This window comes from Nitrospirae bacterium YQR-1, from assembly GCA_039908095.1.
GTDB lineage: Bacteria > Nitrospirota > Thermodesulfovibrionia > Thermodesulfovibrionales > Magnetobacteriaceae > Magnetomonas.
On the sequence record JAMOBJ010000016.1, the window covers coordinates 25602 to 48832 of the forward strand.

At 41.7% G+C, this 23231-nt stretch carries 19 protein-coding genes and 1 tRNA gene; 7 read left to right on the forward strand and 13 right to left on the reverse strand.

Annotation, left to right across the window (positions count from 1 at the left end; all coding sequences use genetic code 11):
• Positions 1-21: 21 nt before the first annotated feature.
• Genes H7844_09090 through H7844_09110 form a run of 5 tightly spaced genes read right to left on the reverse strand, consistent with a single transcriptional unit; the run spans position 22 to position 6798 of the window.
• Positions 22-1011, reverse strand: a complete 990-nt coding sequence (locus tag H7844_09090; protein ID MEO5357440.1) for a glycosyltransferase family 2 protein — start codon at positions 1009-1011, stop codon at positions 22-24.
• Positions 1012-1025: 14 nt separating this feature from the next.
• Positions 1026-2255, reverse strand: coding sequence for a cobalamin-dependent protein (locus H7844_09095; protein MEO5357441.1), 1230 nt, complete (start codon positions 2253-2255; stop codon positions 1026-1028).
• 44 nt (positions 2256-2299) lie between these two features.
• A complete protein-coding gene (locus H7844_09100; GenBank protein ID MEO5357442.1) occupies positions 2300-3796 on the reverse strand; it encodes a B12-binding domain-containing radical SAM protein in 1497 nt (498 codons plus the stop codon).
• A gap of 36 nt (positions 3797-3832) precedes the next feature.
• The gene (gene glyS / locus H7844_09105) at positions 3833-5923 is read right to left on the reverse strand and encodes a glycine--tRNA ligase subunit beta (protein ID MEO5357443.1); all 2091 of its coding nucleotides are present in this window, start codon (positions 5921-5923) and stop codon (positions 3833-3835) included.
• Between the two features lie 2 nt (positions 5924-5925).
• A complete protein-coding gene (locus H7844_09110) occupies positions 5926-6798 on the reverse strand; it encodes a glycine--tRNA ligase subunit alpha (protein ID MEO5357444.1) in 873 nt (290 codons plus the stop codon).
• A 240-nt stretch (positions 6799-7038) separates the two neighbouring features.
• On the opposite strand from H7844_09110, the gene H7844_09115 reads away from it, so the two are divergent.
• The 4 genes from H7844_09115 (at position 7039) to H7844_09130 (ending at position 9862) form a co-directional block, all read left to right on the forward strand.
• A complete protein-coding gene (locus H7844_09115; protein MEO5357445.1) occupies positions 7039-7344 on the forward strand; it encodes an AbrB/MazE/SpoVT family DNA-binding domain-containing protein in 306 nt (101 codons plus the stop codon).
• 10 nt (positions 7345-7354) lie between these two features.
• Positions 7355-7732, forward strand: coding sequence for a putative toxin-antitoxin system toxin component, PIN family (locus H7844_09120; GenBank protein ID MEO5357446.1), 378 nt, complete (start codon positions 7355-7357; stop codon positions 7730-7732).
• Between the two features lie 460 nt (positions 7733-8192).
• A complete protein-coding gene (locus H7844_09125) occupies positions 8193-9269 on the forward strand; it encodes a 3-methyl-2-oxobutanoate dehydrogenase subunit VorB (protein ID MEO5357447.1) in 1077 nt (358 codons plus the stop codon).
• A gap of 71 nt (positions 9270-9340) precedes the next feature.
• On the forward strand, positions 9341-9862 hold the full coding sequence (locus H7844_09130) for a Uma2 family endonuclease (protein ID MEO5357448.1): 522 nt from the start codon (positions 9341-9343) through the stop codon (positions 9860-9862).
• A 1-nt stretch (position 9863) separates the two neighbouring features.
• On the opposite strand, the gene H7844_09135 is transcribed toward H7844_09130, so the two are convergent.
• From H7844_09135 to H7844_09150, 4 genes are read right to left on the reverse strand one after another with little or no spacing between them, the layout of a single operon-like run.
• Positions 9864-12308 (reverse strand): polysaccharide pyruvyl transferase family protein, encoded by a 2445-nt coding sequence (locus H7844_09135; protein MEO5357449.1) that lies wholly within the window; start codon positions 12306-12308, stop codon positions 9864-9866.
• 32 nt (positions 12309-12340) lie between these two features.
• Entirely contained in the window at positions 12341-12709 is a 369-nt protein-coding gene (locus H7844_09140) for a cyclic nucleotide-binding domain-containing protein (GenBank protein ID MEO5357450.1), read from the reverse strand.
• A gap of 10 nt (positions 12710-12719) precedes the next feature.
• Positions 12720-13376, reverse strand: a complete 657-nt coding sequence (locus H7844_09145; protein MEO5357451.1) for an EcsC family protein — start codon at positions 13374-13376, stop codon at positions 12720-12722.
• Positions 13373-13543 carry a hypothetical protein gene (locus H7844_09150; GenBank protein ID MEO5357452.1) on the reverse strand — a complete coding sequence of 57 codons (171 nt, stop codon included), beginning with the start codon at positions 13541-13543 and terminating at the stop codon, positions 13373-13375. The genes H7844_09145 and H7844_09150 overlap by 4 nt, the downstream gene beginning before the upstream one ends.
• A 260-nt stretch (positions 13544-13803) precedes the next feature.
• On the opposite strand from H7844_09150, the gene H7844_09155 reads away from it, so the two are divergent.
• The gene (locus tag H7844_09155; protein MEO5357453.1) at positions 13804-14199 is read left to right on the forward strand and encodes a response regulator; all 396 of its coding nucleotides are present in this window, start codon (positions 13804-13806) and stop codon (positions 14197-14199) included.
• Between the two features lie 237 nt (positions 14200-14436).
• Here the strand turns inward: H7844_09155 and H7844_09160 are convergent, their stop codons facing one another.
• The 4 genes from H7844_09160 to H7844_09175 all read right to left on the reverse strand — a co-directional run bounded on the left by H7844_09160 (position 14437) and on the right by H7844_09175 (position 21167).
• Positions 14437-16581, reverse strand: coding sequence for a response regulator (locus H7844_09160; protein ID MEO5357454.1), 2145 nt, complete (start codon positions 16579-16581; stop codon positions 14437-14439).
• Positions 16582-16775: 194 nt separating this feature from the next.
• Positions 16776-17561, reverse strand: coding sequence for a hypothetical protein (locus H7844_09165; protein MEO5357455.1), 786 nt, complete (start codon positions 17559-17561; stop codon positions 16776-16778).
• Entirely contained in the window at positions 17551-20136 is a 2586-nt protein-coding gene (locus H7844_09170) for a dynamin family protein (protein ID MEO5357456.1), read from the reverse strand. The genes H7844_09165 and H7844_09170 overlap by 11 nt, the downstream gene beginning before the upstream one ends.
• A 146-nt stretch (positions 20137-20282) precedes the next feature.
• Positions 20283-21167 carry a hypothetical protein gene (locus H7844_09175; GenBank protein ID MEO5357457.1) on the reverse strand — a complete coding sequence of 295 codons (885 nt, stop codon included), beginning with the start codon at positions 21165-21167 and terminating at the stop codon, positions 20283-20285.
• Between the two features lie 117 nt (positions 21168-21284).
• Here H7844_09175 and H7844_09180 point away from each other — a divergent pair, with 117 nt between their 5' ends.
• The gene (locus H7844_09180; protein MEO5357458.1) at positions 21285-22871 is read left to right on the forward strand and encodes a hypothetical protein; all 1587 of its coding nucleotides are present in this window, start codon (positions 21285-21287) and stop codon (positions 22869-22871) included.
• A gap of 171 nt (positions 22872-23042) precedes the next feature.
• Positions 23043-23126: transfer RNA gene (locus H7844_09185), tRNA-Leu, on the forward strand.
• Positions 23127-23231 lie beyond the last annotated feature (105 nt).

Below are 23231 nucleotides of genomic sequence, written 5' to 3' on the forward strand. Positions count from 1 at the left end.
ACTTTCATGAGTTACCACAGCCTATGTAGTGAACTTATTTAAGATTCCGTCTGATAAGCCTTTATACAGCAGGTAGAGCTTTCTCAGGCTTCTGTCAATAAACAGGATACCGGCGGTGGAACGTAAAACCCCTAAAAAAACCGACACATATGCTACGGAAGAAAATGTGCCGAGTTTCTTTAAGTATTCAAATATCAGAAAACGGTTTCTTGTACCATAGTATATTTCCATATCCCTGAGACGCACACTGTCCTTTCCCATTACAGTTTTTGCATCCTCTCTTTTGAGTTTTTTTAAAAAAACGGGCTCTTTAAGCATCAGCACATTGGTATATAGAGAGGCCATAGCGCCATAAACAAAATCATCACCGATGTAAAAAAAGCGGGTATCCGGCAGCCCTACCTTCTCAACAACCTCGCGGCTTATGAGCATTCCCTCAAAGGTTCCGTAGTTTTTACAAGAAAACGGCTCTGCTGCGGAAAATATGCTGCCCTTGACAGGGGTCATTTTCCCCGTGGTAAGGCAAAAGTGACTGTCATCTACAAGGACTGTGCCGTCAAGAAATTTCTTTCCCGGCATAATACACTTACCGATGCCGGAAAAAGACAGTTGTGTGCTTAAAGCAGTTGGCAACGGCTCAACGTCGTCATCCATAAGCCAAAACCACGAATAGGGATTTTCGTAAGCTCTCTTTAACCCCTCATGAAATCCCCCTGCGCCTCCGGTATTCTTGTGCATCCTGATGTAGTATAAGGTTATGCCCTCCAGAGTGTCAGGCTTATAAGTATATATTGCAGAGTCATTGAGCCCCTGCTGTGGAAGTTCACTTATAAGACCGGCATCAAGAAGGGCCTCAGGAGTGCCGTCAACCGATGCGTTATCAACAAGGTAGATGGCCTCAACCGGAGCAGTTTGTTTCTTTATACCCTCAAGACACTCCAATAGTAGTGTTTTTCTGTTATAGGTAACAACCACCGCACATACCGGCGGATATTGCCGTTGCTGCTGCATGTATGCTCCTCCCATTACATTCCTTTTAATCGTAACAGAACGTTAAAAATACTTTCGATGTACTTTGTTTTTGAATTAGTATAGTACTTTGGATAGAGGAGGTTTTCACCGTCTTTAACAAGTCCCTCCCTGAGAGCTGTATCGTATAGTTTTGTGTGCGGCTCTATGCGCATTGAATTAAACTCAAAGTGAACACGCCTGCCCATTTGCCCCTTGGCGGTGAGGTAGAAACGCATCATTGCAGCAAACGTCCCTAAATCCTGCCCCGGTGGATTCTTAAAGAAATTATAACTTATCTCAAAGCCGTCCATGTCCTTTAGCAGCTCGTAGGAGTTAAGCACATCCTGTTTGGTTATATTTTTGCCGAGGTTTTTCAAAACACCGTCTGAAAATCCATCCGGCGAGAGAATTATGTTTTTGCAGCCGGCATCAAGTGCAAGGGTTACGAAATCTCTGGTCAGATTTTTTTCATTAAACCATGCCGACCACTGTACATTAAGAGCTCTGTTTAAAAGCTCCCTGCAAATGTCCTCAGCGTGTTTTTGAGGCAAATTAAACACAGAGTCAACAAAGGTAAATCTTGTAACCCGGTGAATCTTAACAAGATTCTCTATCTCATCAACAATCTTAACGGGGTCTTTAAGGCGAATTTTTTTGCCGTTTAAAAACCCGTAAATACAGTATATGCAGTTAAGGCCGCAGCCTCGCTTAGTTTCCACTCCAACACTATCGGGCAGTGCGCTGTACTTACCAATGGACATGCCGTCTCTGTCTGGATAATCAATTTCGCTTACGTCAACCTGTCTGCCGGAGCCGCTAAAGAGCACCTCACCGTTTTTTCTATAAAAAACCGATGGTACCCTCTCCGGGGTTGAGAGGTTTTCCAAAAGCAGAGGAAATGCCGTCTCTCCTTCAAGAAAAACACCAAGGTCTATATCCCTCTCATCCTCCATTATTTCACGTGCAAACATGGAAAACCCCGAGCCGCCTATTACCACCTTTGCCCCTGAACAGGATTTTATCGTACGCATGGTTTCCCTCAGATGCTTATAGTAAAACACTATGTTGCGTTTGTTTGTGGAGTCAATGTTTCTGAGGGATATGCCGATAGTCTCCGGTTTAAAGGCTGCGATATGCTCCTGAAGCGCTTTAAAGGGTTCCTCCTTATGGAGATTGAGGTCAATAACGCTTACCTCATGTCCTGAAAGCGCACGCTTAAGAGATGACAGCCCCAGAGGAAACACAATCTGCTCCGCCCCGCCCAGGTACGATTGTACAAGCAGGATTTTTATGTCCGCTCCCCCAGGTGTCTGACTATTTGTTTTGCCCTCTGAAGTATATGATAGACATTTTTCACAATTGGTTTTGACTTATCAGCCATCATCATTTTAACTATTTTGGGTTTTATCAAAAACCTCAGAACCGGTCCGGGCAGCTTACCGTCTTTTGAGAGGGATATGAGCAGGTTAAAGTAGTTTGGATCCCGCATTGTGTATGTTTTAGAGTAAATATCACGTTTTTCATCAGTAATGTAGCCATCCTCTTTAGCCTTTTGGTAGAGTTTTGTCTCGGGGTAGAGTACTAAGGAAAATGGCTGCAAGTGAAAGGGCTTAGGAATCCTGGAAACAAATTCAAGGCTTTCAATTTTATCCTCATCGGTTTCATAAGGGACGTCAAGTATGAAATCATAAGAGGGAGGGCTCATCCTGTCCTTATACTTATTGATAATTTTAATGGCTGCCATCATTCTGTCGTTAGACATGGCCTTTCTGTTGAAAACTTCCTGGATTTTAGCGCTTCCGCTTTCTATTCCCATCTGGATGTACATAAGGCCGGCATCAACGAGAAGTTCCATTTTCTCCTCTGTTATTGTGAGGGGGCTTGCAAGGCATGTAAAAGGCAAACCGATCTGTTCTTTATAGCTTTTACAGAACTCCCCGATGTTTTTTATCCCTCTGCCAAAAAATGAGTCATCAGATATCCATATGTAGCCGATATATGGCATGTTTTCCTTGACCCACAGGAGCTCGTCAATAACATGGGGGGTTGAGCGCCATCTGAGGTAGCCTTTACCGCTGTAGAGGGTTTTAATCGTATCGTTTATGCAGTAGGTGCACTTGTGCGGGCACCCGCGGCCTGTCATAGTTTGATAACCGATCTTTTTCAGATATGCAGAGACGGTGCCTTTTTCAAGAAACTCCTTAGTCAGTTCATTGGTAAGGGGCCTTATGCGGCCGTTGAAAAGTACATAGTGGTCGGTAAAGCTGTAGTCGGGGCGAGGGTATTTATCGAGGTTTTTATCAAGCACGCCCACGGGGTTTTTTATAACTGTGCCGTTTCTAAGACACCACAAGCCGGGGGTCTCGGCAGGGTCCTTGCCGGAGGCCAGCTTTTCAGCAAATTCCACTACAGCGTCCTCTCCCTCCCCAACACATACATAATCGGCAAACTCAAGTGACTCCTCCGGCCTTATAGTAGGATGCACGCCTCCCCAGATAACCGGTACTTTCAGGGACTTTTTAAGGCTGCGTGTGATCTGTACCGCCCCGTCAAAGAAATTTGTCATAAGAGTGACGCCTATAAAGTCCGAGTCCTTACATATCTCCACCAGTTCGTCCATCACATACTGTTCGTATCTGTCCTTGCCGTGGATAATGTTATCGCCGTAGGGGTCGGGCAAAAACACTATGTGAGTTTCGTAGCCTTTTTCTTTAAGACAAGCCGAAATGGTTCTGAGGCCGAAAACCGTTATATCAGGATATGGGGATATAAGTGTTATTTTCATTCTTTAAAAAAACTCCCTCTTTTATTTTTAGCATGATTACTGTAATTTTGAAAAATCAGCAATTTTTAGAAACACCTTTTTTATCTCTGACAGCAGAGACAATCTGTTGTTCCTTTTGGCCTCATCCTTATCCATAACCAATACTTTATCAAAAAACAGGTTTATCGGCCCTTTTAGTTTTTTCATTCCTTCCACAGCCGCCGGATAGTTGCCGCATAAGACCGATTCATCTATTGAGCCTTGTACTTCACTGAGAGCTTTAAACAATGACCTTTCCTCATCAAGTTCCATAAGCCCCGGAGTTACGCCGCCCTCAAATCCATCAGGGATTATGTTATACACCCTCTTTATAGCCATCAAAAACTCCTCATATCCCTCTGATGTTTTAAACTCTTTTAAAGTCTCCAGTTTGTTTATCAGACTGAGTACAGGTATCGCAAAGAAATCTTTTAAAGCTGCCGAGACAATGTCGTGCCGGTAGCCCATCGTTACCGCCAGCAATGCTTCCACTCTCTGCCGGAAAAAAACCTCTACTACCGTAACTAAAGAAGTATCAAATTTGTTAAGTTTGAGGGCCTCGATAAAAATCTCTTTTAGACTGACACTGTATCCTTTTTTTAGTAATATCGAGATGATTGCAAGTGCTTGTCGCCTGAGAGCATAGGGGTCCTCAGAGCCGGATGGAACAAGCCCCGCCGAAAAAAACGATATGATATTGTCAACCTTATCACTCAGGCTTAAAATCGTACCGGCTGCCGTCTCTGGAATCTCATCACCGTAAAAATGCGGTAAGTACTGCTCATAGAGCGCTTTAGCAACTTCTGCATCCTCCCCGTTAACAGTGGCAAGCCGTGCGCCTGTTATCCCCTGAAGCTCAGGGAACTCTCTTACCATGCCGGTTAACAGATCGGTTTTAGCAAGTTTTACAGCTCTTTCCACCACTGCCTTTTCAGGAAAAATCTCCGTTGAACTCTCCGGGCGGCTCTTAGCTAATTTATCTGAAAGATATGACGCTGTGAGAAGCATACGGTTTATTTTGTGATGCATAGTGCCGACAGACTCATGGTGGACAATGCCGCTTAGTTTACTGAGCAGGTCGATAAGCGGTGTTTTTAAATCCGCCTCATAGTAGAATTTAGCATCATCAAGGCGTGCCTTTATAACCCTCTGGGCACCGGCCCTCACTGTGTCTGCATTTTCTAATACAGTATTGCTTATAACAACAAATTTATTGATAAGCTTCCCGTCTTTGTCCTCCAGTGCAAAGTACTTTTGGTGGTCTCTCATAACGGTAACTAAAAGCTCAGGCGGTAACATTAAAAATCTTTCGGCTGAAAACTCACCGGTAACCGCAACCGGATACTCAACCAGAAACGTAACAGTGTCAAGGAGGGCTTTATCCTCATGTAAGAAAGCACTGTTTTGGGCGGCTATATCGGCAAGTTGGGCCTCTATAATTGCTCTGCGCTGCGTTTGGTCAACTATTACATAGTGCTGCCGTAAGAGTTCCTTATAATCAGACACATCTTTACAAGAGATTTCCCCTTGCGATAAAAACCTGTGGCCGTTTGTTTTGTTGGAGCTTTTTATCCCTGCAAATTCAAACACAACAGGCTCATCGCCATAGAGTGCGGTTATCCACTGAATGGCTCTGGCAAAGCGGGTATCGAGACTGCCCCATCGCATCATTTTAGGAAACGTAAGGCCGGAGATGATTTTTAAAAACACGCCGCCGATAATTTCCCGCACCGGCCTGCCCGGCTCTTCAATCACGGCACACACGTACCGCCCCTTACCCTTAGTACGAATTTCAAGTTTTTCGACCGGTATGTTGCTTGATGCGGCAAAAGCTATGGCCGCCTTAGTGGGGGTTCCCGTCTCGTCATATGCGGCCTTTACAGGAGGCCCCATGAGCTCCTTTGTGCATCCCTTCTGTTGAGGGTTCACCCCCTCAACGACAAGGGCAAGGCGTCTTGGAGTGGCAAATGTGTTTATATTGGAAAATGTTACCGAGGCCTCAGCCAGAGACTTCTCGGCAAGTGTTTTTAATAGTTTAAGCGCATCAGGAAGAAACCCTGCCGGTATTTCCTCCGTGCCTGTTTCAAGCAGTAAATCCACCGTATTCATAATTAAGGGGTTTCCTCTTGTGTAGTCTGCCGTTGACTTAAATTTTCGACATACAGCTCGGCACAGCGTTTGGCAAGTGCTCTTACCCGCCCTATGTATGATGTGCGTTCGGAGACGGAGACGGCACCGCGTGCATCCAGTAGGTTAAACACATGGGAGCATTTAAGACAAAACTCATAGGCCGGATACACCAGCCGTGCTTTGGCTAATTCCTGAGATTGTTTTTCAAAATCGTCAAACAACCTTCTGTGCATATCAACTGAGGCGTGCTCAAAGTTAAATTTTGAAAAAAGCACCTCATCCTCATGGTGAATATCTCCGTAGCTGAATTTTTCATTCCATTTAAGACTATAGACATTATCCACGCCTTGAAGGTACATGGCTATACGCTCAAGGCCGTATGTGAGCTCAACGGAAACGGGTTTGAGGTCAAAACCTCCGACCTGTTGAAAATACGTAAACTGGGTGACTTCCATACCATCCAGCCACACTTCCCAGCCGAGTCCCCATGCGCCAAGGGTGGGGGATTCCCAGTCGTCCTCGACAAACCGGATGTCATGTTTTTTGGGGTCAATACCCAGGGTAACGAGGCTTTGCAGGTAAATCTCCTGAGAGTCCTGAGGCGAGGGCTTGAGGATTACCTGATACTGGTAGTAGTGTTGAAGTCTGTTGGGGTTTTCACCGTATCTGCCGTCTGTGGGGCGGCGTGAGGGCTGCACGTATGCAGTGCTCCATGAATCAGGCCCCAGCACTCTGAAAAAAGTAGCAGGGTGAAATGTCCCCGCTCCGACCTCCATGTCGTAGGGCTGAAGCAGTACACAGCCTTTCTTACCCCAGAATTCCTGTAATTTTAAATAAATATCCTGAAAGTACATTTTTCGATAAACCACTTTCTTTTTTATTAAAAACAGCCCAAAACAAAGGTAGATAAAATCATAAAGAATACCGACTTGTTTTGTCAATTATTATGTATTGGATTTATTGTTTCCTTTTTTTTCATAACTTACTTTATTGGAAACCTTTTAGTGATGTTAAAATTTGGATTGTTTTTTTCTGAGCTTCTGTTTTATACTAAAAATGTATTTCCCTGTTTTACTAATTTATAGAGGAGCTCCATGAACGAACAAAAAACTATCGTCAGAAAAATAAGCCGAGGGTTTCAAATAACTATTCCGCAAACACTACGGGAAGCTCTTGGATTGCATATCGGAGACATGATTGAGTTTGAGCAAAAAGACGACGTGTTTATACTGCGACCGGTGGAAGTAATAAGAAGAAAAGCGATGGTGGAACAGTTAAAAAAAGTTTTGGATAGCCAGCCGGAAAATGAGTTTAGCCATCTTTCGGAAGATGAAATAATGGCTATTGCCAATGAGGAAATTAGAAAGAGCAGAGAGGAACGGAAGAAGCAGTACACTTAAATACTTCTAAATGAAAGTAGTTATTGATTGCAACATTTTTATTTCTGCAGGGTTAAATAAAGGCACGTGCCGAGATGTAATTTATATAGTGATTGAAAATCATACAATTTACTTTTCCCCAGAAATTATTGAGGAATACACTAATGTAACCAACAGGCCGAATTTTCAAAAAGTTACGGCTTTTAATGTGATTTGGCAAGTAGCAACAATAATTGAACCGGCGCAACATTCTTTTAAACTTGCCGACCCCGATGACGAAATTTACCTTGCCACAGCCATAACAGCCAAAGTCGATGTCTTGATTACAGGAGACAGAAAGCATTTTCCTTTTGACAATTACGAAGGAGTGAAGATTATAAGCCCAAGAAAGTTTTTAGAGTTATACTAAAATACAGTCATAACAGTAAGTGCCATCGTTTTGTCTAATTGTTTGGTAGCTTTTTCAATTAAGGAGTCTAAGCAACCATTAGCAGAGATTTTTTACAGAGATAAAGAATCCATACTTACTGTTTTCCGTAAAGGTTCGTCTTCTAAAAAAGCACTCAAGTTTTTAGGACTATCCGGCTTTAAAATTGTTTTATCCTTGTCGGTAAACTTGCCTTTTTAAGTCATGACCGTTTTATAAATTCATTGACAAAATTAATTTAGCACTATGCTCAACACCTTGAGTTTCTGATTAAGTCTTATTTTGGCTTTGTTTCTGATTCGGTATTAGTTGGATTGAGATTGGTAAAAGGAGTATAACGAAAGATATAATAGTTGTTCAGCCATATTAGCGTAAACCAGAAATAAATTAAATCAAAAATTTTATACTCCTATGTTATAATCTAATAACATGAGAAGGCTGCATGGCAAATATAGAGACAAATCACTTGACTGAGAAGGTTTTAATAAAGGGCAATGAGGCAATAGCGAAGGCGGCAATAGCGGCCGGGTGCCGGTTTTATGCTGGTTATCCGATAACGCCGCAAAACGAGATCCCTGAGTATATGTCTTTGGCGATGCCTGAGTCCGGGGGGGTGTTCATACAGGCCGAGAGCGAAATAGCGGCAATAAATATGGTCTATGGGGCGGCGGCGGCGGGTGTGCGTGCAATGACCTCCTCAAGCTCACCGGGGATTAGCCTTAAACAGGAGGGGCTGTCGTTTTTAGCAGGGGCGGAGCTCCCCGCCGTCATTATAAATGTTCAGAGAGGAGGCCCCGGACTGGGTAACATTTCCGGCTCGCAGGCCGACTATTTTCAGGCGGTAAAAGGCGGCGGACACGGCGACTACAAACTCCTTGTCTATGCCCCATATAATGTTCAGGAAATGTGGGATTTAACCATGCTCGCTTTTGACAAGGCCGATCAGTACAGAACCCCTGTTATGATTCTTGCAGACGGAATTTTAGGCCAGATGATGGAGCCACTGACCACAACACCATATGTTATGCCTCCGTTACCACAAAAGACATGGGCTCTCACCGGATGCAGGGGCAGAACGCCTAACGTAATCAAAACCCTGTACATGGGTGATGAGGAACTTGAGAGACTTAACAATGTACTTCAGGAAAAATACAGAACAATCAGGGAAAAAGAGGTGCGTTTTGAAGCTCTGGATATAGATGATGCCGGCATTGTGGTTGTTGCCTTTGGGATAGCGGCAAGGATTGCTCATTCAGCCGTGGCGGCTTTAAGAAAGGAAGGCAAGAAAGTAGGACTCTTCAGGCCGATAACGCTGTTTCCGTTTCCGGGGGATGCCCTGATGAGTTTGACAGGCAGCAGAAGGAAGTTTGTAGTGGTGGAGTTAAACTCAGGCCAAATGGTTGAGGATGTAAGACTTTCTGTAAACGGCAAATCTGAAGTTCTTTTTTACGGCCGCCCCGGTGGTGCTATGATGAAACCTAACGAAGTCCACGATTTTATTTCAAAAATTTATATGTAATACCAAGCTGCACTCATAAAGAAGAATTCTATTTATTGACAAAACAGTTATTTTGAGGCTACATTAATACTATGCTGCTTGTGGAAACGATTGAAAGAGATTTAGACCTGACGGAAATCATAAATGGAGAGGAAATCATGGGGCCCAGTCCATTTAGGGGACATCAGAGGATTGTTGGAAAACTGCAAGACATTATACGCCAACATATTAAATTAAAGAATTTGGGTGAGATATATTTATCTCCGCTTGACGTAATCTTTGAAGAAGGGGTTAACAGGCTCCAGCCCGATATATTGTTTGTCGGCACGGAACATTCCAATATCGAGCAGGATTGGATAAGAGGTGTACCGGATATGGTTTGTGAGATAGTCTCGCAAGGCACTTACGAAAAGGATACAGAGATTAAGAGAGCTATATATGAGAGGTACAGAGTCCCGGAGTATTGGATAGTCCTGCCTGAGTTTAAAGCAATTAGAATTCTGACTATCGAAAACGACAGGTATAAAAAACACTCCTATGCAGAGCTTGAGGGCATTGTTACATCTAAAGTAATAGAAGGACTTCAAGTCAATGTAAAGGATATATTCGACTAAACTATCGGGCACCCCGGGCCTGTTTCCAACTCTTCCTAATCTTGTAAATCAAAAACCGCACCCACTCTAAACCCATTGTAATAAAGCTTTTCTTCACAACCGCCGCTGTATCCAATGTGCCGCCATAATACACAAATTCGACATAATCCAGTAATCCAGCCTTGCTAAACCATTTCCACCTGGGTTTGTACGGTGTTTCCTTATACAGGGCTTTACCCTGAAAAAACATCCTGCATTTATGAACCCCACGCCGTGCATCTTCTATTGCCCTGCTGAGTGCCTCTGACACTGTCTCAAAACGTATAGCGTCAATACAGTGGCAAATATTATACTTACAGTACCAATCGCAGTCATAACAGTCAAGGGGAACACTCACTGTTGTGGTAAACTCATTGTAAGGGAAAAATCGTCCGATATGCGCTCCACCCAGCACTACAACGCAGGGTACTCCCACTGCACATGCCATATGAGCCCCCACAGAGTCTGCACCAAGGTAAATAAGGCATCTGCTTATGACGGCGGCACACTGTCCCAGTGTGGTTTTACCGGCAAGATTTATAAATCTTACTCTGAAGCTGGCTCCGGTTTTGTTTACAATCATCTCCGTATCCTCCCCGCCAAGAATAACCACATCAAAATCCTTAAATTGATTAACGACTAAATGGTAATCTTTATATATTCTTACCGGGTTGGAAGCACCGGGAAAAAGCGCTATTGTTGTAGATGTTTTCAGGCCGTTTTCAAGAAAGAATCTCTCACTAAAAGCAATATCATCCTCTGTCAGATGCAGCGTTGGTTTAAGAGCACCAGGCATAAGCCCCAGTGCGTGTAAAAACTCCTCGTTACGCTGCAACTCAGCCTTGAGTGTCCCGCATCGTTTTATTAGCTTTGTATAGAGCGGATCGTTTATCATTTTTAGTTCCGGCGTCATCTTATTTGCAAAGTCTCCCTCAAAGGCTACAGTCTCCTTTGCCCCGCTTTGCAATGTTAACATATCAGTTAGCGGCTCACGTGAATACACTGAGTTAAGGGCAATGTCGGCATTTAAAGCACGCAGTTTTTCTATAAGCTCCCTTTGGTAAGCAATGTCTGTGTATGCCCTGTTTTTGTCAAAGGAAATAACACTGTCTGCAAACGGGTAACTTTCATAAATTTCGGTAACATGGCTCTGACACACTACCATGATAAAGGCGTTACAAAATCCCTGTTTGATTTCTCTAAGCATAGATACTGACAGGATGCAGTCCCCCAGGGCGTCTGTCCTGATCCAAAGAATATGTTTGATTTGCGTTTCCATGGCTGCAGTTTCAAGTATTTTTTTAGAGCCCTCAGTGAGAATATCTCTTTTAATATAGCAGATATTATTAAGTGCCCTCATTTTGGCATTCGATACACCGAGCTGCTGCTGTGTTTTTATCTCATCGTAATGCTCGTTAATCCGCTGTATTGTATTTAAAAGATTGCCGTTGATTATTTCATCTGCCGTTATAAGGGCGGCTCTGCCGACATCCTCTGTAAGCTCCGCCAGCTTTTCGCTCCTTTGAAAAGACACAGGCACAGTCCCTGCCAACATGCTAAACACTGTAAAGTGATATCTGAAAGACACCGTCATGCGGCAAAGTGAAAGAAGCGATATCATCTCCTGTGGAGTAAAATAAAATTGCGGCACATAGGTGCAACCCTTTTTCATTTTCTTAGCAATGGAGACCGCTCCGGCTTTATCAAACCCTTTTTCATTTCTTATTTCATTACAGAAAAATACGACTTGCCAGCCCATCTTTTGTACTACATAGTCAAATGTTTCAGCCATCTTTTTTCTAAGAGAGTTGTTTAAGCTTGCATTTACAACATTTACTCCTAAAACCGGAATATCAGGATTTACTCCGACAGATAAAAAAAAACCGTATGCCCATCCGTTATCAGTGCGACGATATGGTGTAAGCCACGCTAAATCGGCTGTGACGGCAGTTCTTTCCGGTGTAACTCCCAGCTTCAGCAGATTCTCCCTGCTCCGCCTTGACCTCACCGTCCATGTGTTTATTGAGTGGAGAAAACCCCTATTAAAAAGCTCTCTTGCCTCAGGTGTTTTTAACTCATCCACACCTACACCGACAGCATGAACCGGAATTCCGTTTTCACTGCAAAACATATGTTTGTCGCCAAGAACACCTAACGGCCATATCAAAGACTCGGCCTCGGTAACGAGGGTAGTACCGATGACAAGCACCACATCGGAGGCTTTACAAAGTGCCCTGCATGTGGCCTCATCCCTGAAATCCACGAATTCGTAACATGGGGGAAAGATGCTCAGAGCCTTTTCGTTTTTATCCCAAACCTCAATAGTTGTACCCTCAGGGAGTCTGCAAAGGGACAGAAACCCGCTCATCATAGCCTCATCGCCGATGTTTCCCGCTCCAAGGCCGGTAAATGAAATGTGTATTTTCATGTCAGGTTATGCAAAAATTCCATATTTATTAGTTACAGAAGTTCGGTTTGTGATTTTATCAGCATTGTAGCTTTGTTGAGTTTGTCCACAAGGACTCTAAGAGTCAGGCTGATAAAAGGCGGGGATTGTGAAATGAACCCATCAAAAACCTCTTTAGTTATTTCGATAAGCTCACAATGTTCTATGGCTGTAGCCGTAGCTGTCCGTGTATGGCAGTTAAGCAGAAGCGCCATCTCTCCTAATATAGTAACAGGTGTTAAAGTTGATATTATTCTTTTTTTATTATTGCTTTTGACTGAAATTTCAACTATCCCTGATTTGAGTATATAAGCGCTATTACCAATTTCCCCTTCTGAAAAGATTATCTCGTTTTCGCTATAGCTTCTTTGAATGTAATCCATGGTAGTTATATCAATTAGTTATTTCGGCTTTTTCAAGCAACAAGGGTTCGCTCAAGAAGTGGTTTATCGCAACCTTACCAACCGCTCTTGTTGTAATTGCATCAATCATGCCGCCGACAATGCCGCCGACAAGTGGGGCGGCTTTGATGATATTTACAAAACCACTCCGCCCGAACCTGGTTAATAAACGAAACCCCACGGCTTGATTGATTTTTGTAAGAGTCATTCCTGATATCCCTCTTATAGAATTTACTATCGGTTTATTACTGATAAGTAAACCTAAATCCTTTACGATATTTGCAGAGGCGCTGCCGCATAGACAAAGATACACAACAGACTTAACCTCATCGCTTCTTATGTCACGGTTTCCCATTACAGCAATTGCTGAAATCAAGCGGATTTGTAAATATACAATTGAACCTACGTTTACAGGTATTGCAACAGGTAAAGTTATTATACCTCCTATTCCTGTGACAAAACCGGAAACACCTGCTTTAACCGCCTGCACAGCAACGAGTTTTTTTGCGTTGGACTCCACGGAACCACATCTACTCATATAGCCTTGTGCAAGCTCCTCAGCAGTTTCAAAACCAGGTAATCCAACCACAGCTTTTTCATAGCAATAATCCAACATTTTCATTATTAATCCTTGATCTATTTCAGTCATATTTTGCTACCTGTCACCTTCTCATTTGCTGTATCGTTTTTGATGATGAAGCCAAAGTGCCTACCTATATTTTTACCACTATTATAGTCTATTTTTATTTTTTTTTTAAAGTCAAACTTTTTTGCACTGAGGGCAATCGCATTAGGAGCATAAAACTTCTCTATCACACCAGGGATGGCTTTAAATATTTTATAAAATGGGGAAATACTTTAAAAATAGGCGTCAAAAGTAACACACTTGAAGAGAGAAGGAATGATAACTACATGGATTATATTTTTTTTTGCTCAAATGCGATTGCCCGGTTTTTAGACCTGTTTGACCTTTTTTAAGTATTAATGTTTAAATATAGCGTGATTAGCCTGTTATTACAGCACGTTTGTACTGAAATAGTTATGTCGTTATTAACTTTACAAGGAGTGTCTGATTTATGAGAATACTAATAGCGGAAGATGATTTCACAAGCCGTACATTGCTGCAAAATTTCCTGTCTCCGTTTGGGGATGTGGACGTAACCGTAAATGGAGCGGAGGCGGTTGAGGCTTTCACGCTTGCCCTGGATGAGGGAGAACCCTATGATCTCATTTGCCTTGACATTATGATGCCTGAAATGGACGGTTTGGAGGCTTTGGAGATTATTCGTAAAAAAGAAAAATCAATGGGAATTACACCATTTGACGAGGTGAAGATTGTCATGACTACGGCTTTGGATTCCGCTAAAAGTGTTCTTGACGCCTACTATCGTGGTGGATGCAATGATTATCTTACGAAACCAATTGATACTAAAAAACTGCGTCAGTTGATTGAAAAATTAGGTTTAGCCTGAGCAACTCTTGCACCTATTTCAGCAGTAATACCAAGTTGAGACCGTTGCATAATGTCATTTTATACAAGGTTGCAGTCAAAATAGTAACGAGGCGGCTGGGAGAATGGGACACCTTCCCTTACAGGGGAATCCCCTTTTAGGGGAGACGCTAAGGAGCTTTAGACGAAGCCAACAAAGTTAATCGAATGAATACAACTTGGTATAATTGCCGTACTGTTTCATTAAAGAATGTGTTGTCTATCTTATTGTACCTATGGGTTTTGCAAGATTTGTATTGATTTCCTTCAGAGCCATATCAAGTTCAAACTGCAAGATTTCTATAAAACTTGAAATAATCGCTTTTTCAGAATCGTTAAGGTCTTTGTTTAGTTTTTTCAGAGCTATTTCTATTCTGAGAGACTCGCTCTTTAGGGCTGTAGCCCCTATGTTTGCAGATACCCCTTGTATCAAATGGACTTGCTTTTGAAGTTCATCCACATCTCCTGTATCGAGGAGGTCTCTAAGAAGAGCTATTTGCTTTGGAACATCATCCACAAAGGCAATCCACATGTCTCTGAGAATTTCCTCATCATTGTCAAGGCGTTGCATCGTTTCTTTTATATCTAATGCCCCGGCAGAGGTTCTCGTTGATGGCTGCTGTATAGATATATGCAACTTATCCGGCACAGACTCCGGTTTTGGAAACGACTGCTCCGGTTTTAGCTGTACTTCCGGCACATCAGTCATTAGGTGTGTTTCCTGTGGTATTTTATTTATATCTTTAGAGCTGGAAGCAATGTATTTTTCAATCAATCTATACAAATCATCTGCCCTAAGGGGCTTTGATATATAATCATCCATGCCTGCTGCAAGGCATATCTCCATGTCTCCTTTTAGTGCATGGGCAGTCATGGCTATTATTGGAATATCTGCTTTTATCTTGGTATCCTTTGTACTTCTTATGTACCGTGTCGCCTGTAAACCGTCCATCTCCGGCATCTGCACATCCATGAGGACAAGGTCAAAGTTTGTGTGAGCCAGCGTACGTATAGCCTCACGTCCGTTGCCCACCACCAAAGGCATATACCCTCGCCTTTGCAAAAGTTTAACAGCAAGCGTTTGGTTTACAATATTATCCTCGGCTACTAGAATATTAACAGGCCCTCGCAACTCCCGTACTGTGTGACAAGTCAAAAGCTGAGCCACAGGACCATCACCGCAGGCAATTGCCATATTAAGTATCTTCAGTAAGTCCGATTTATAAACAGGTTTAACCAGATAACCTGAAACGCCCAGCATACGGCATAAAGCCGCATCACCTCTTAAACCGGCTGCAACTATCATGATTACTTTAAGTGATGACAGCCCCATGTCTGATTTAATCTTCCTTACAAGTTCAAACCCATCCATGTCGGTGATTTGTAGATCTAAAACAGCTGCATCATAAGCAGTCCTTGATGAATTTAGTATGCTCAGTGCGCTCTGGCCGTTTGGAGCAGTGTCAACACTATACCCCTCACTTTTTATCATATCGGACATGCCTGATAGTATTGAAGAATTACTGTTGACTAATAGTACACGCCTGCTTTTAACGTCTGTCTCATCCACCTTCAAAGCTGTTGATCCCGGTAGTTTCTGTAGTAAAAACCTTGCGGTAAAATAAAACGAGCTGCCCTTCCCTAAGGCGCTCTCCACCCATATATCACCACCTAACATATACAGAACCTTTTTTGCTATAGCAAGACCCAGCCCCATGCCGTTATACTTTCTTGTTATATAAACCTCATCCTGTGTGAAGCTTTCAAAAATCAGATCGGACATCTCCTCAGCAATTCCTATGCCGGTATCAGATACACAAAACAGTAAAAGCCTCTCGTTATCAGAAACTACAGGTAATTTCCTCCCTTTCAAAGTTGCAGGGGCAACATCCAGCTTTAACTCTATTTTCCCCCTATCAGTAAACTTAAGAGCATTACTTAGCAAATTTGCCAGTACCTGCCTCAACCTTCCTACATCCCCTCTTAAAAATGCAGGGACATTTGGTGAAACCTCAGTGTTAAGAATTATTCCCTTATGCAGTGCTTGAACAGTAAATGGCTCAACTGTGATATTTATCGTTGAAATCAAGTCAAAATCAACATCTTCTACTACCATCCTGTTGGCTTCTATTCTTGAAAAATCAAGTATATCATTTATAAGGCCTAACAAATGGTGTGATGAGTTTTTGACCATCTTGAGATATTCTCTCTGTTCGTAATTCAGGTTTGTATCAAGGACAAGCTCAGTCATTCCTATTATACCGTTGATCGGGGTACGCAGCTCATGGCTCATATTGGCTAAAAACACCTTTTTTTCTTTATTTATACCGTCTGAGGAGTTCTTATATCTGAGCAACTCTTGCACTTCATGCTTATAGCCTTCTATCTTAAGCAGCAGCTTTTCATTATAGGCGGTGAGTTCAAGTATCTGCTTCCTGAGTTGCTGCTCAGTGGGGTTTGTATCTGTAATTGTCCCGTCCCCCTTCCTTATTTGTTATAGCCGCCGAAATACCACACACAAAGGTTGCACAACCTCAGTGCGGACATATTCCGACAGTGTTAAAGTTTTGATATTTTCCCTTCTAATGAATCCCATAACTTCTGAATGTCCGTCAATTTCCTTTTTGAGTCTATTGTTTCTTTAAATGCGTTTTTCATAAGGTCTGCATTAGTTTTTATTTCATTGTTTATTAAAATCAACCAGTCCCTCAATTTACTAAACTCCTCCACACTAACGGCATTCCCTGCCGGGGCGTGGTGCTTTAGTGATTCAACCTCTTTATTTAATTTTTTAAGAAGATTTACATGCTCCGTCATCTCCTCTAAAAAGCTGTCCAGACGGTTACTGTTGCTTTCCGTATAGGAATCCAGCATATCTTTAATTGCGCCTCTGACGAACTCTGCATTAGTCTTTATCTCATCATTGATTAAAACCAGCGTGTCATTTATTTTATTAAACTGCTCCGGTGCGGCTTGTGTTTCCACAGTGTCGTGCTGTTGTGATTGTATCTCTTCCGGCATCTTTTTAATATGCTCCATTATTTGCCCGGTAAAACTATCCAGCCGGCTGCTGAAAGTCTCCAGCATTACCTTTGAGGCATTAGAGGCGCTCTCCAGCTTCTGTAACACAGGCAGCAGCCCTGCTACAAAGTCCAGCATTGCATTTTTTGACTTCTTAACGTCATCTTGTACCTCGGCAATAATTGCCGCCGGCTTCTGAAACCTCTCCTGCAGTATGCTGTCAAATTTTTCACTTATCTGGGCTGCCACCCTGCCGGTTATCTCATCAGATAACTTTGTAATTATAAGCCTTGTAATGTCATCAATGTAAAATTCAGATTCCATCTGTTACCGCCTCAAATTGTGTTTTCAGTATTTTTTCACTAAAATTTGCATCCATCGGTATTCCGTAAGACTTCCATCTCCGTACAGATTCTTCCGCTAAGATTTTTTCTTTTATTGCAGCGGCTGCTATATCGTTGAAGTAATTATAACGTATTTCATAGTTTTCGTAAAAGAACCATTTAACCGAATCAGGAAGAAACACCTTGTTTACTTCCTCTATGGCCTCATTAAACATAATATGTAACCTGTCTTTCTGAAAGTATGCCGCCTTTGGGTATGTCAGCAGTAATTTGTGCTTACTGTCGTAAATTTGTCTGTAAAACAGATGCCTCTCTACCATATCACTGATAGCTGAACCTACCCTGTGCAAATCCTCCACTATAACCTGTACAACATCTGCTCTATCAAATATCCGCTCCTTCTGCTCCTTTATAAGAGACCTGTTGTTATTTAAAAACACATAAAAGGAAAGTCCTTTTAATTTGTCAAAAGTGATATATCTGAATTTCATATCGGCAGTATTTATTCCAAAAGGCGGTACCATTTCCTCAAGCTGCTGCATTTCATCATTACTTAGCCTGTATAACCGGGCTATGAAGTCAATCATCAGCTTATGCTCATGTCCAACTAATAAGATTACGATGTCGCCCAGCTTTTGTGAAATTTGTGATACAGTCTTCAAATAATAGTTCAGAAACATTGCATCTTTAATGTTGTTATACACAACGGTAAAAAGGCTTGTGCCGGTAAGTTTTTTTGTACTTAGTTGTGGCATAGGTTTAAGATTTCTTTCAATTATCAACTGCGGTACAACATCACTGTCAATGTAGTTAAGAGTTTTAGAGGTGATATTTTTTATTTCCTCACTTATACTGATTAAATTATGTTTATTGTATTGGGCATATCCTCTGCTTTGCTCAAGCGAGAGGTTATCTTTTTCGAAACTGCCAATTTTTGTTTGCAGCGGTTCCATAAATGTATAAGTAACCAGATTATTCCACCAGTGCAGGTGGTTTAACAAAGGATCAAAAAAGGCCTTTAGTGAGTCCTTAAGATCCTCATAATATTTGGTTTTATCTATATATTCATATAATGTTCGGTCTTTGTCTTTCGAAAATACGGATCTGAGGAAATTAAATCTGCTGCCTGAAACTGCTCCGGCATCGTCATATGAAACACTTTTTTTACTGATTTCGGGTAAAGACATCTCGGTACGAAGCGTTTTCTGAATATCAGTCCGCCTGACCTCCAGTCCTAACGTATCAAAATACTCTCTGTACTTAACCCGTATCTCATCCATGGCAGTTAAAAAGGTGTCTTTAATTTTAAGCGTCCTTCTAAAGAGTTCTTTGGATTTTTCAATAAACTCCTCATCGTGAGCCGGATTATAATCATACCGCCGGCTGTAGGTTTTTTCCAACACAGCCCTGTAATTATTATAAACCTGTTTGTAGTCCAGCATTTTGCTCCATTTAGAAACAAAAAACTCTTCCTCACTGATAATTTCGTTACAATAATTTTTCATGGTCTCTATGTACTTACTACGCTCAGATGTATCCTCATTGTTGAGAGTATCTTTAATCAGATTGTTTAAAACTGAGATTTCACTGATTAATCGCCGGAGCTTGTTTAAAACGAATTCCCTCTTAACGGCATCCACTGTTTTTCTTATAGCATCAAGTAAATCATCAAAACCGGAATCTTTCCACAAACTATCGTCGTTTGTTGCAAAGTATTCCAGGGCTGAGGTTGTCTCGACTTGTACAATAGGTGAGTTTTTAAGTTTGGAGTAGGATTGAAGACCGATTTCCAAGTCTTGACGGGATTTCTCCGTCTGCTGCCAAATGTCATCCACCTTACCGTCACCATAATTTCTGTCAACCACATAGCCCTTGCCGGTTTGAACAAATATGATTTTCTGGTCCTTTTCCATAAGCCTGTCCAGCATTTTTCTATCTGGCTCTTTCATCTGGCTTCTTATGGGGGATAAGTAGAGAATTATATTTGCATTGGGTAAGAACTCACGAAGCGTAAGGTCCTCGTGCTCTTTTAATTTAAAGGCATCCAGCCCGGGTGTATCGATGATTTCCACCCCCTCGTCAAGCAAGACCGTTGACATGGATATCTTCAAATATTTAACATCGAATTTATTGTGGGGGTTTTTATCTTCGGAGCTGTACAATGCGGCCAGACTTAGAAATTCGTCTTTATTTTTATACTGAGAAAAGTGGCCGCTGTTGAAGTGAACCTCTAATGTTGTCTCAGAGGCCTTCTCACATACAACCATCACGTTTGTGGTAGCCTTACACTGTTCTCGTAAGATTCTCTCACCTGTTCCCAGAAGAACGTTGAGAATGGATGATTTTCCTGAGCTTGTAATTCCAACAAGAGCAATTTTAATGGGGTCAATTGTGAAATTATTTATTTTTTCTAATAAAGCATTTGTGCGTTCATTTAAATGAGAGGCGCCGGTTGCGGCTATACGGGCAAGGAGGGCATTGGCATCGGACAGAAACTGTCGGATACTTAATCCTGCTATCTGACTGACCGGTTCTGTCTTAGCTGTTTTTTGCACAAACGCATTGTAGCAAGTGAATTAAAATCCTGTCAATAAGTCGTAATAATATGCCGGATAAGCAGCGGATAATAGTGAAACAAGAGATGAGCGGCTGGCCGGGTAGATGCCTTGTACAACTATGTCAACAGCACAAAGCTATTATTTCACTCTGCCATGATGTAGCACTTAACGCCGTCAATCTTTTCAGAGACTTTAGTAAACAGAGATTTCTTGTATCCAGGGAGCATATCGTAAAGCGTCTTACTTATTACCACCCTTGATTTATCTCCTTCAACCAGTTCCTTTGATTTCTTTTCCAGATGCCCTGTAATATTTGCATCATTAGATGTAATATTAGCAATGTTTTTTTCAGATGGTATGTCATCAACCCAGTTGACAAGCCCCGCGTGCATACCGATTCTAACGTACAGCTGCTCATAAGCGGGTGTGTTTTTTCTTAAACCGCTGATTCCCTTGATCATTGCAATTGCAAAATCAACACTCCTTGACGCCCACTCAGTATCAGTTTCCTTCCCTTGTATAAATGATACGCTAAAACGCCCGTCTCCGGATAATTCACCTTTTTCTATCTTATATGTCGTGTATAAACTGTTCTCTAATTTGCCTATCTCTTTCTTAAATTTTTCCTTAGAAAGATTATTAGATATATTTTTAACAACCAAGGAGTGGTTACCAAGGTCCAACACTATAAACACTGCGCCCCTAAGCCCTGCTCTGTCATTTATCTCCGACAGTTTAAAAAGCACTCCAAGTTGTTCTCTGTAATTTAACATCGTAAAATCACTTATTATTCTTGATTCTATATCTATTTTCTGAATGTCAACTGAGTCTAAATATGTTTGAGGAACAGTGCCGCTTTTCAGCAGTTCATTCAACTGTTTCTGAAGAAGCTCACCTTTTATACGAAGCTCATTAATTTTGTCTCTGTCCGGTTCTGCTTTTGAGTTTTCCAAAGCCAGATTAATTTTATTGTTTTCGTATAGCTCCATCCTTAGCTTAAACGACTGAATTAAATTGTCAACATCCATTACTAAGACCACCTCCTAATACTTTTATATTAAACCGCCTTACCTGAAGTTGTCAAATTATTCCGTTAAACCTAAGTATTGCATGTTGATTGACAAACTTTTCAGCGATAAAATACAATGATTAAGCCGGGGGTTATGATGAATGAATCCACAGATAAGCGTTTTTACATAAAGCCCGGCATTGTACTTTCTTTAGTCTTTATTATAGCATCGCTCTACAGCGTTTCACACCATGAGATGTGGCGCGATGAACTTCAGGCATGGATGATTGCCATATCCAGTAATTCCATTTCCGAGCTCTTTGCTAACATTAAATACGAGGGGCATCCACCCTTGTGGTTTATTATTCTTTATGCACTGAAGCACTTGACGCAGAATCCGGCAGCCATGCAGGTGGTTCATGTAATTATCGCCGCCATAAGCGTTTTTGTTTTTGCGCGCTATGCGCCCTTTACCATTACAGAGAGAATTTTGTTTGTCTTTGGATATTTTGTCTTTTATGAGTACAACATAATCAGCAGAAACTATGCCGTTGGAGTACTCTTGTTATTTTGTTTTTTGTCTATACACAAGGAACGGATTTTGGAAAACAACTATGTTGTTTTAGCAATAATTTTATTTCTCCTCTGTCGGGCAAATGTGTTTGCCACAGTGTTAGCCGTCACTTGTGCTTCTTACAGTGCAATTACGCTCTTTCAACAAAGAGCAGACTGGATAACATCTCCTAAAAAACGTACAGAGATTATATTTTCAGCAGTTGTTTTTCTAGGCGGCCTGATAACCGCCTTAAGGGTAATGTCCCCTGAACCGGATATTTCCCTGTATGCGCCTCTGCATTTGCCGGCAAATTTTGAAGAGCTTGTTGCAGACACTACCGCCATTGTTTCCAGTCTCTGGAGTGCATACATGCCGCTGCCGCGGTTTGAGACCGTGTTTTGGGAATCTAACGCAATAAGCTATTTGCCGCTTAAGCCGTTTGAGAGATATATGATCCGGTTTGTTATTTCCCTTGCCGTATTTATCATAATTACAGCGGCTTTTATGCGTAAACCGAGAGTCTTATTTTTCTACCTTTTTAGCAGCTGTTTTGTGTTTTTCTTTTACTTTGTCGTTGTCTTTAGAGTACGATACATAGGGCATCTCTATCTCATTTTTATAGCATCGATGTGGCTTTGGCGTGGAAATACGTTATCCCATGATTTCAGAAATACGTATATGCATAAGTTTTCCGTATTTTCCGAAAAAATTCTGATGAGGTATATCCTTATTATTATTTTAATTGTTAATTTTGCAGCCGGTGTATCAGCCAACGTAATGGATATAGTTATGCCTTTTTCCTCATCTTCTGAGGCTGCAGCTTTCATTAAAAACGACCCCCGCACGGCTAATCTTCCTATTGCAGGAAGCATAGATTATATAGTAAGCCCAATTGCCGGCTACCTCAACCGTCCGGTGTATTATCTGGATTCCGGCAGGCTGGGCACCTTTATTATTTGGGACAAAAAGAGGAAAATCTGGACACCGGAGGATTTAACAGATATTGTCAAAAAAGAGAAAAAGGATTTAGTGCTTGTGACGTCCTATCCGCTGCAAAGAGACCTTATGGAATTTCTGCATATCAGTGAGTTGAGAAGTTTTCCCAGAGGCGCTGCATATGATGAGGTTTACTGGATATATATGGTTGCTTATATATCCGGAGGGTAAAATCTGTGACATCACCTCAAAAGTGCAGCCTTCAGACAGGCAATGTACTTTAGGAGTAAAAAATGATTGCAGAAATCTATTTTTTAATAGGATTTCGAAAACCAAAAACTACTTGACACCCTTGCTCAATGTGTGATAGCGTACAGTAGCTAAACGGTCTTTTTAAAGAACGCCGGAGTGGCGGAATTGGTAGACGCAAGGGACTTAAAATCCCTCGGGTTTCTGCTCGTGCCGGTTCGAGTCCGGCCTCCGGCATTTAATTTATTTTGCAATTTCACTTTTATGCCGCGTTGCGTTTATTTAAGGTATAATATTAAATGAAAAATTTAAAAATACAGTCATTCCCAAAAAACTTCACAC

What these genes read in the sequence shown, in the direction of transcription:
- H7844_09090 (MEO5357440.1), bottom strand. Translation starts at nt 1,011, where the DNA reads ATGCAGCAGCAACGGCAATATCCGCCGGTATGTGCGGTGGTTGTTACC.
- H7844_09100 (MEO5357442.1), bottom strand. Translation starts at nt 3,796, where the DNA reads ATGAAAATAACACTTATATCCCCATATCCTGATATAACGGTTTTCGGC.
- glyS (MEO5357443.1), bottom strand. Translation starts at nt 5,923, where the DNA reads ATGAATACGGTGGATTTACTGCTTGAAACAGGCACGGAGGAAATACCG.
- H7844_09110 (MEO5357444.1), bottom strand. Translation starts at nt 6,798, where the DNA reads ATGTACTTTCAGGATATTTATTTAAAATTACAGGAATTCTGGGGTAAG.
- H7844_09115 (MEO5357445.1), top strand. Translation starts at nt 7,039, where the DNA reads ATGAACGAACAAAAAACTATCGTCAGAAAAATAAGCCGAGGGTTTCAA.
- H7844_09120 (MEO5357446.1), top strand. Translation starts at nt 7,355, where the DNA reads ATGAAAGTAGTTATTGATTGCAACATTTTTATTTCTGCAGGGTTAAAT.
- H7844_09125 (MEO5357447.1), top strand. Translation starts at nt 8,193, where the DNA reads ATGGCAAATATAGAGACAAATCACTTGACTGAGAAGGTTTTAATAAAG.
- H7844_09130 (MEO5357448.1), top strand. Translation starts at nt 9,341, where the DNA reads ATGCTGCTTGTGGAAACGATTGAAAGAGATTTAGACCTGACGGAAATC.
- H7844_09135 (MEO5357449.1), bottom strand. Translation starts at nt 12,308, where the DNA reads ATGAAAATACACATTTCATTTACCGGCCTTGGAGCGGGAAACATCGGC.
- H7844_09140 (MEO5357450.1), bottom strand. Translation starts at nt 12,709, where the DNA reads ATGGATTACATTCAAAGAAGCTATAGCGAAAACGAGATAATCTTTTCA.
- H7844_09145 (MEO5357451.1), bottom strand. Translation starts at nt 13,376, where the DNA reads ATGACTGAAATAGATCAAGGATTAATAATGAAAATGTTGGATTATTGC.
- H7844_09155 (MEO5357453.1), top strand. Translation starts at nt 13,804, where the DNA reads ATGAGAATACTAATAGCGGAAGATGATTTCACAAGCCGTACATTGCTG.
- H7844_09165 (MEO5357455.1), bottom strand. Translation starts at nt 17,561, where the DNA reads ATGGAATCTGAATTTTACATTGATGACATTACAAGGCTTATAATTACA.
- H7844_09175 (MEO5357457.1), bottom strand. Translation starts at nt 21,167, where the DNA reads ATGGATGTTGACAATTTAATTCAGTCGTTTAAGCTAAGGATGGAGCTA.
- H7844_09180 (MEO5357458.1), top strand. Translation starts at nt 21,285, where the DNA reads ATGATTAAGCCGGGGGTTATGATGAATGAATCCACAGATAAGCGTTTT.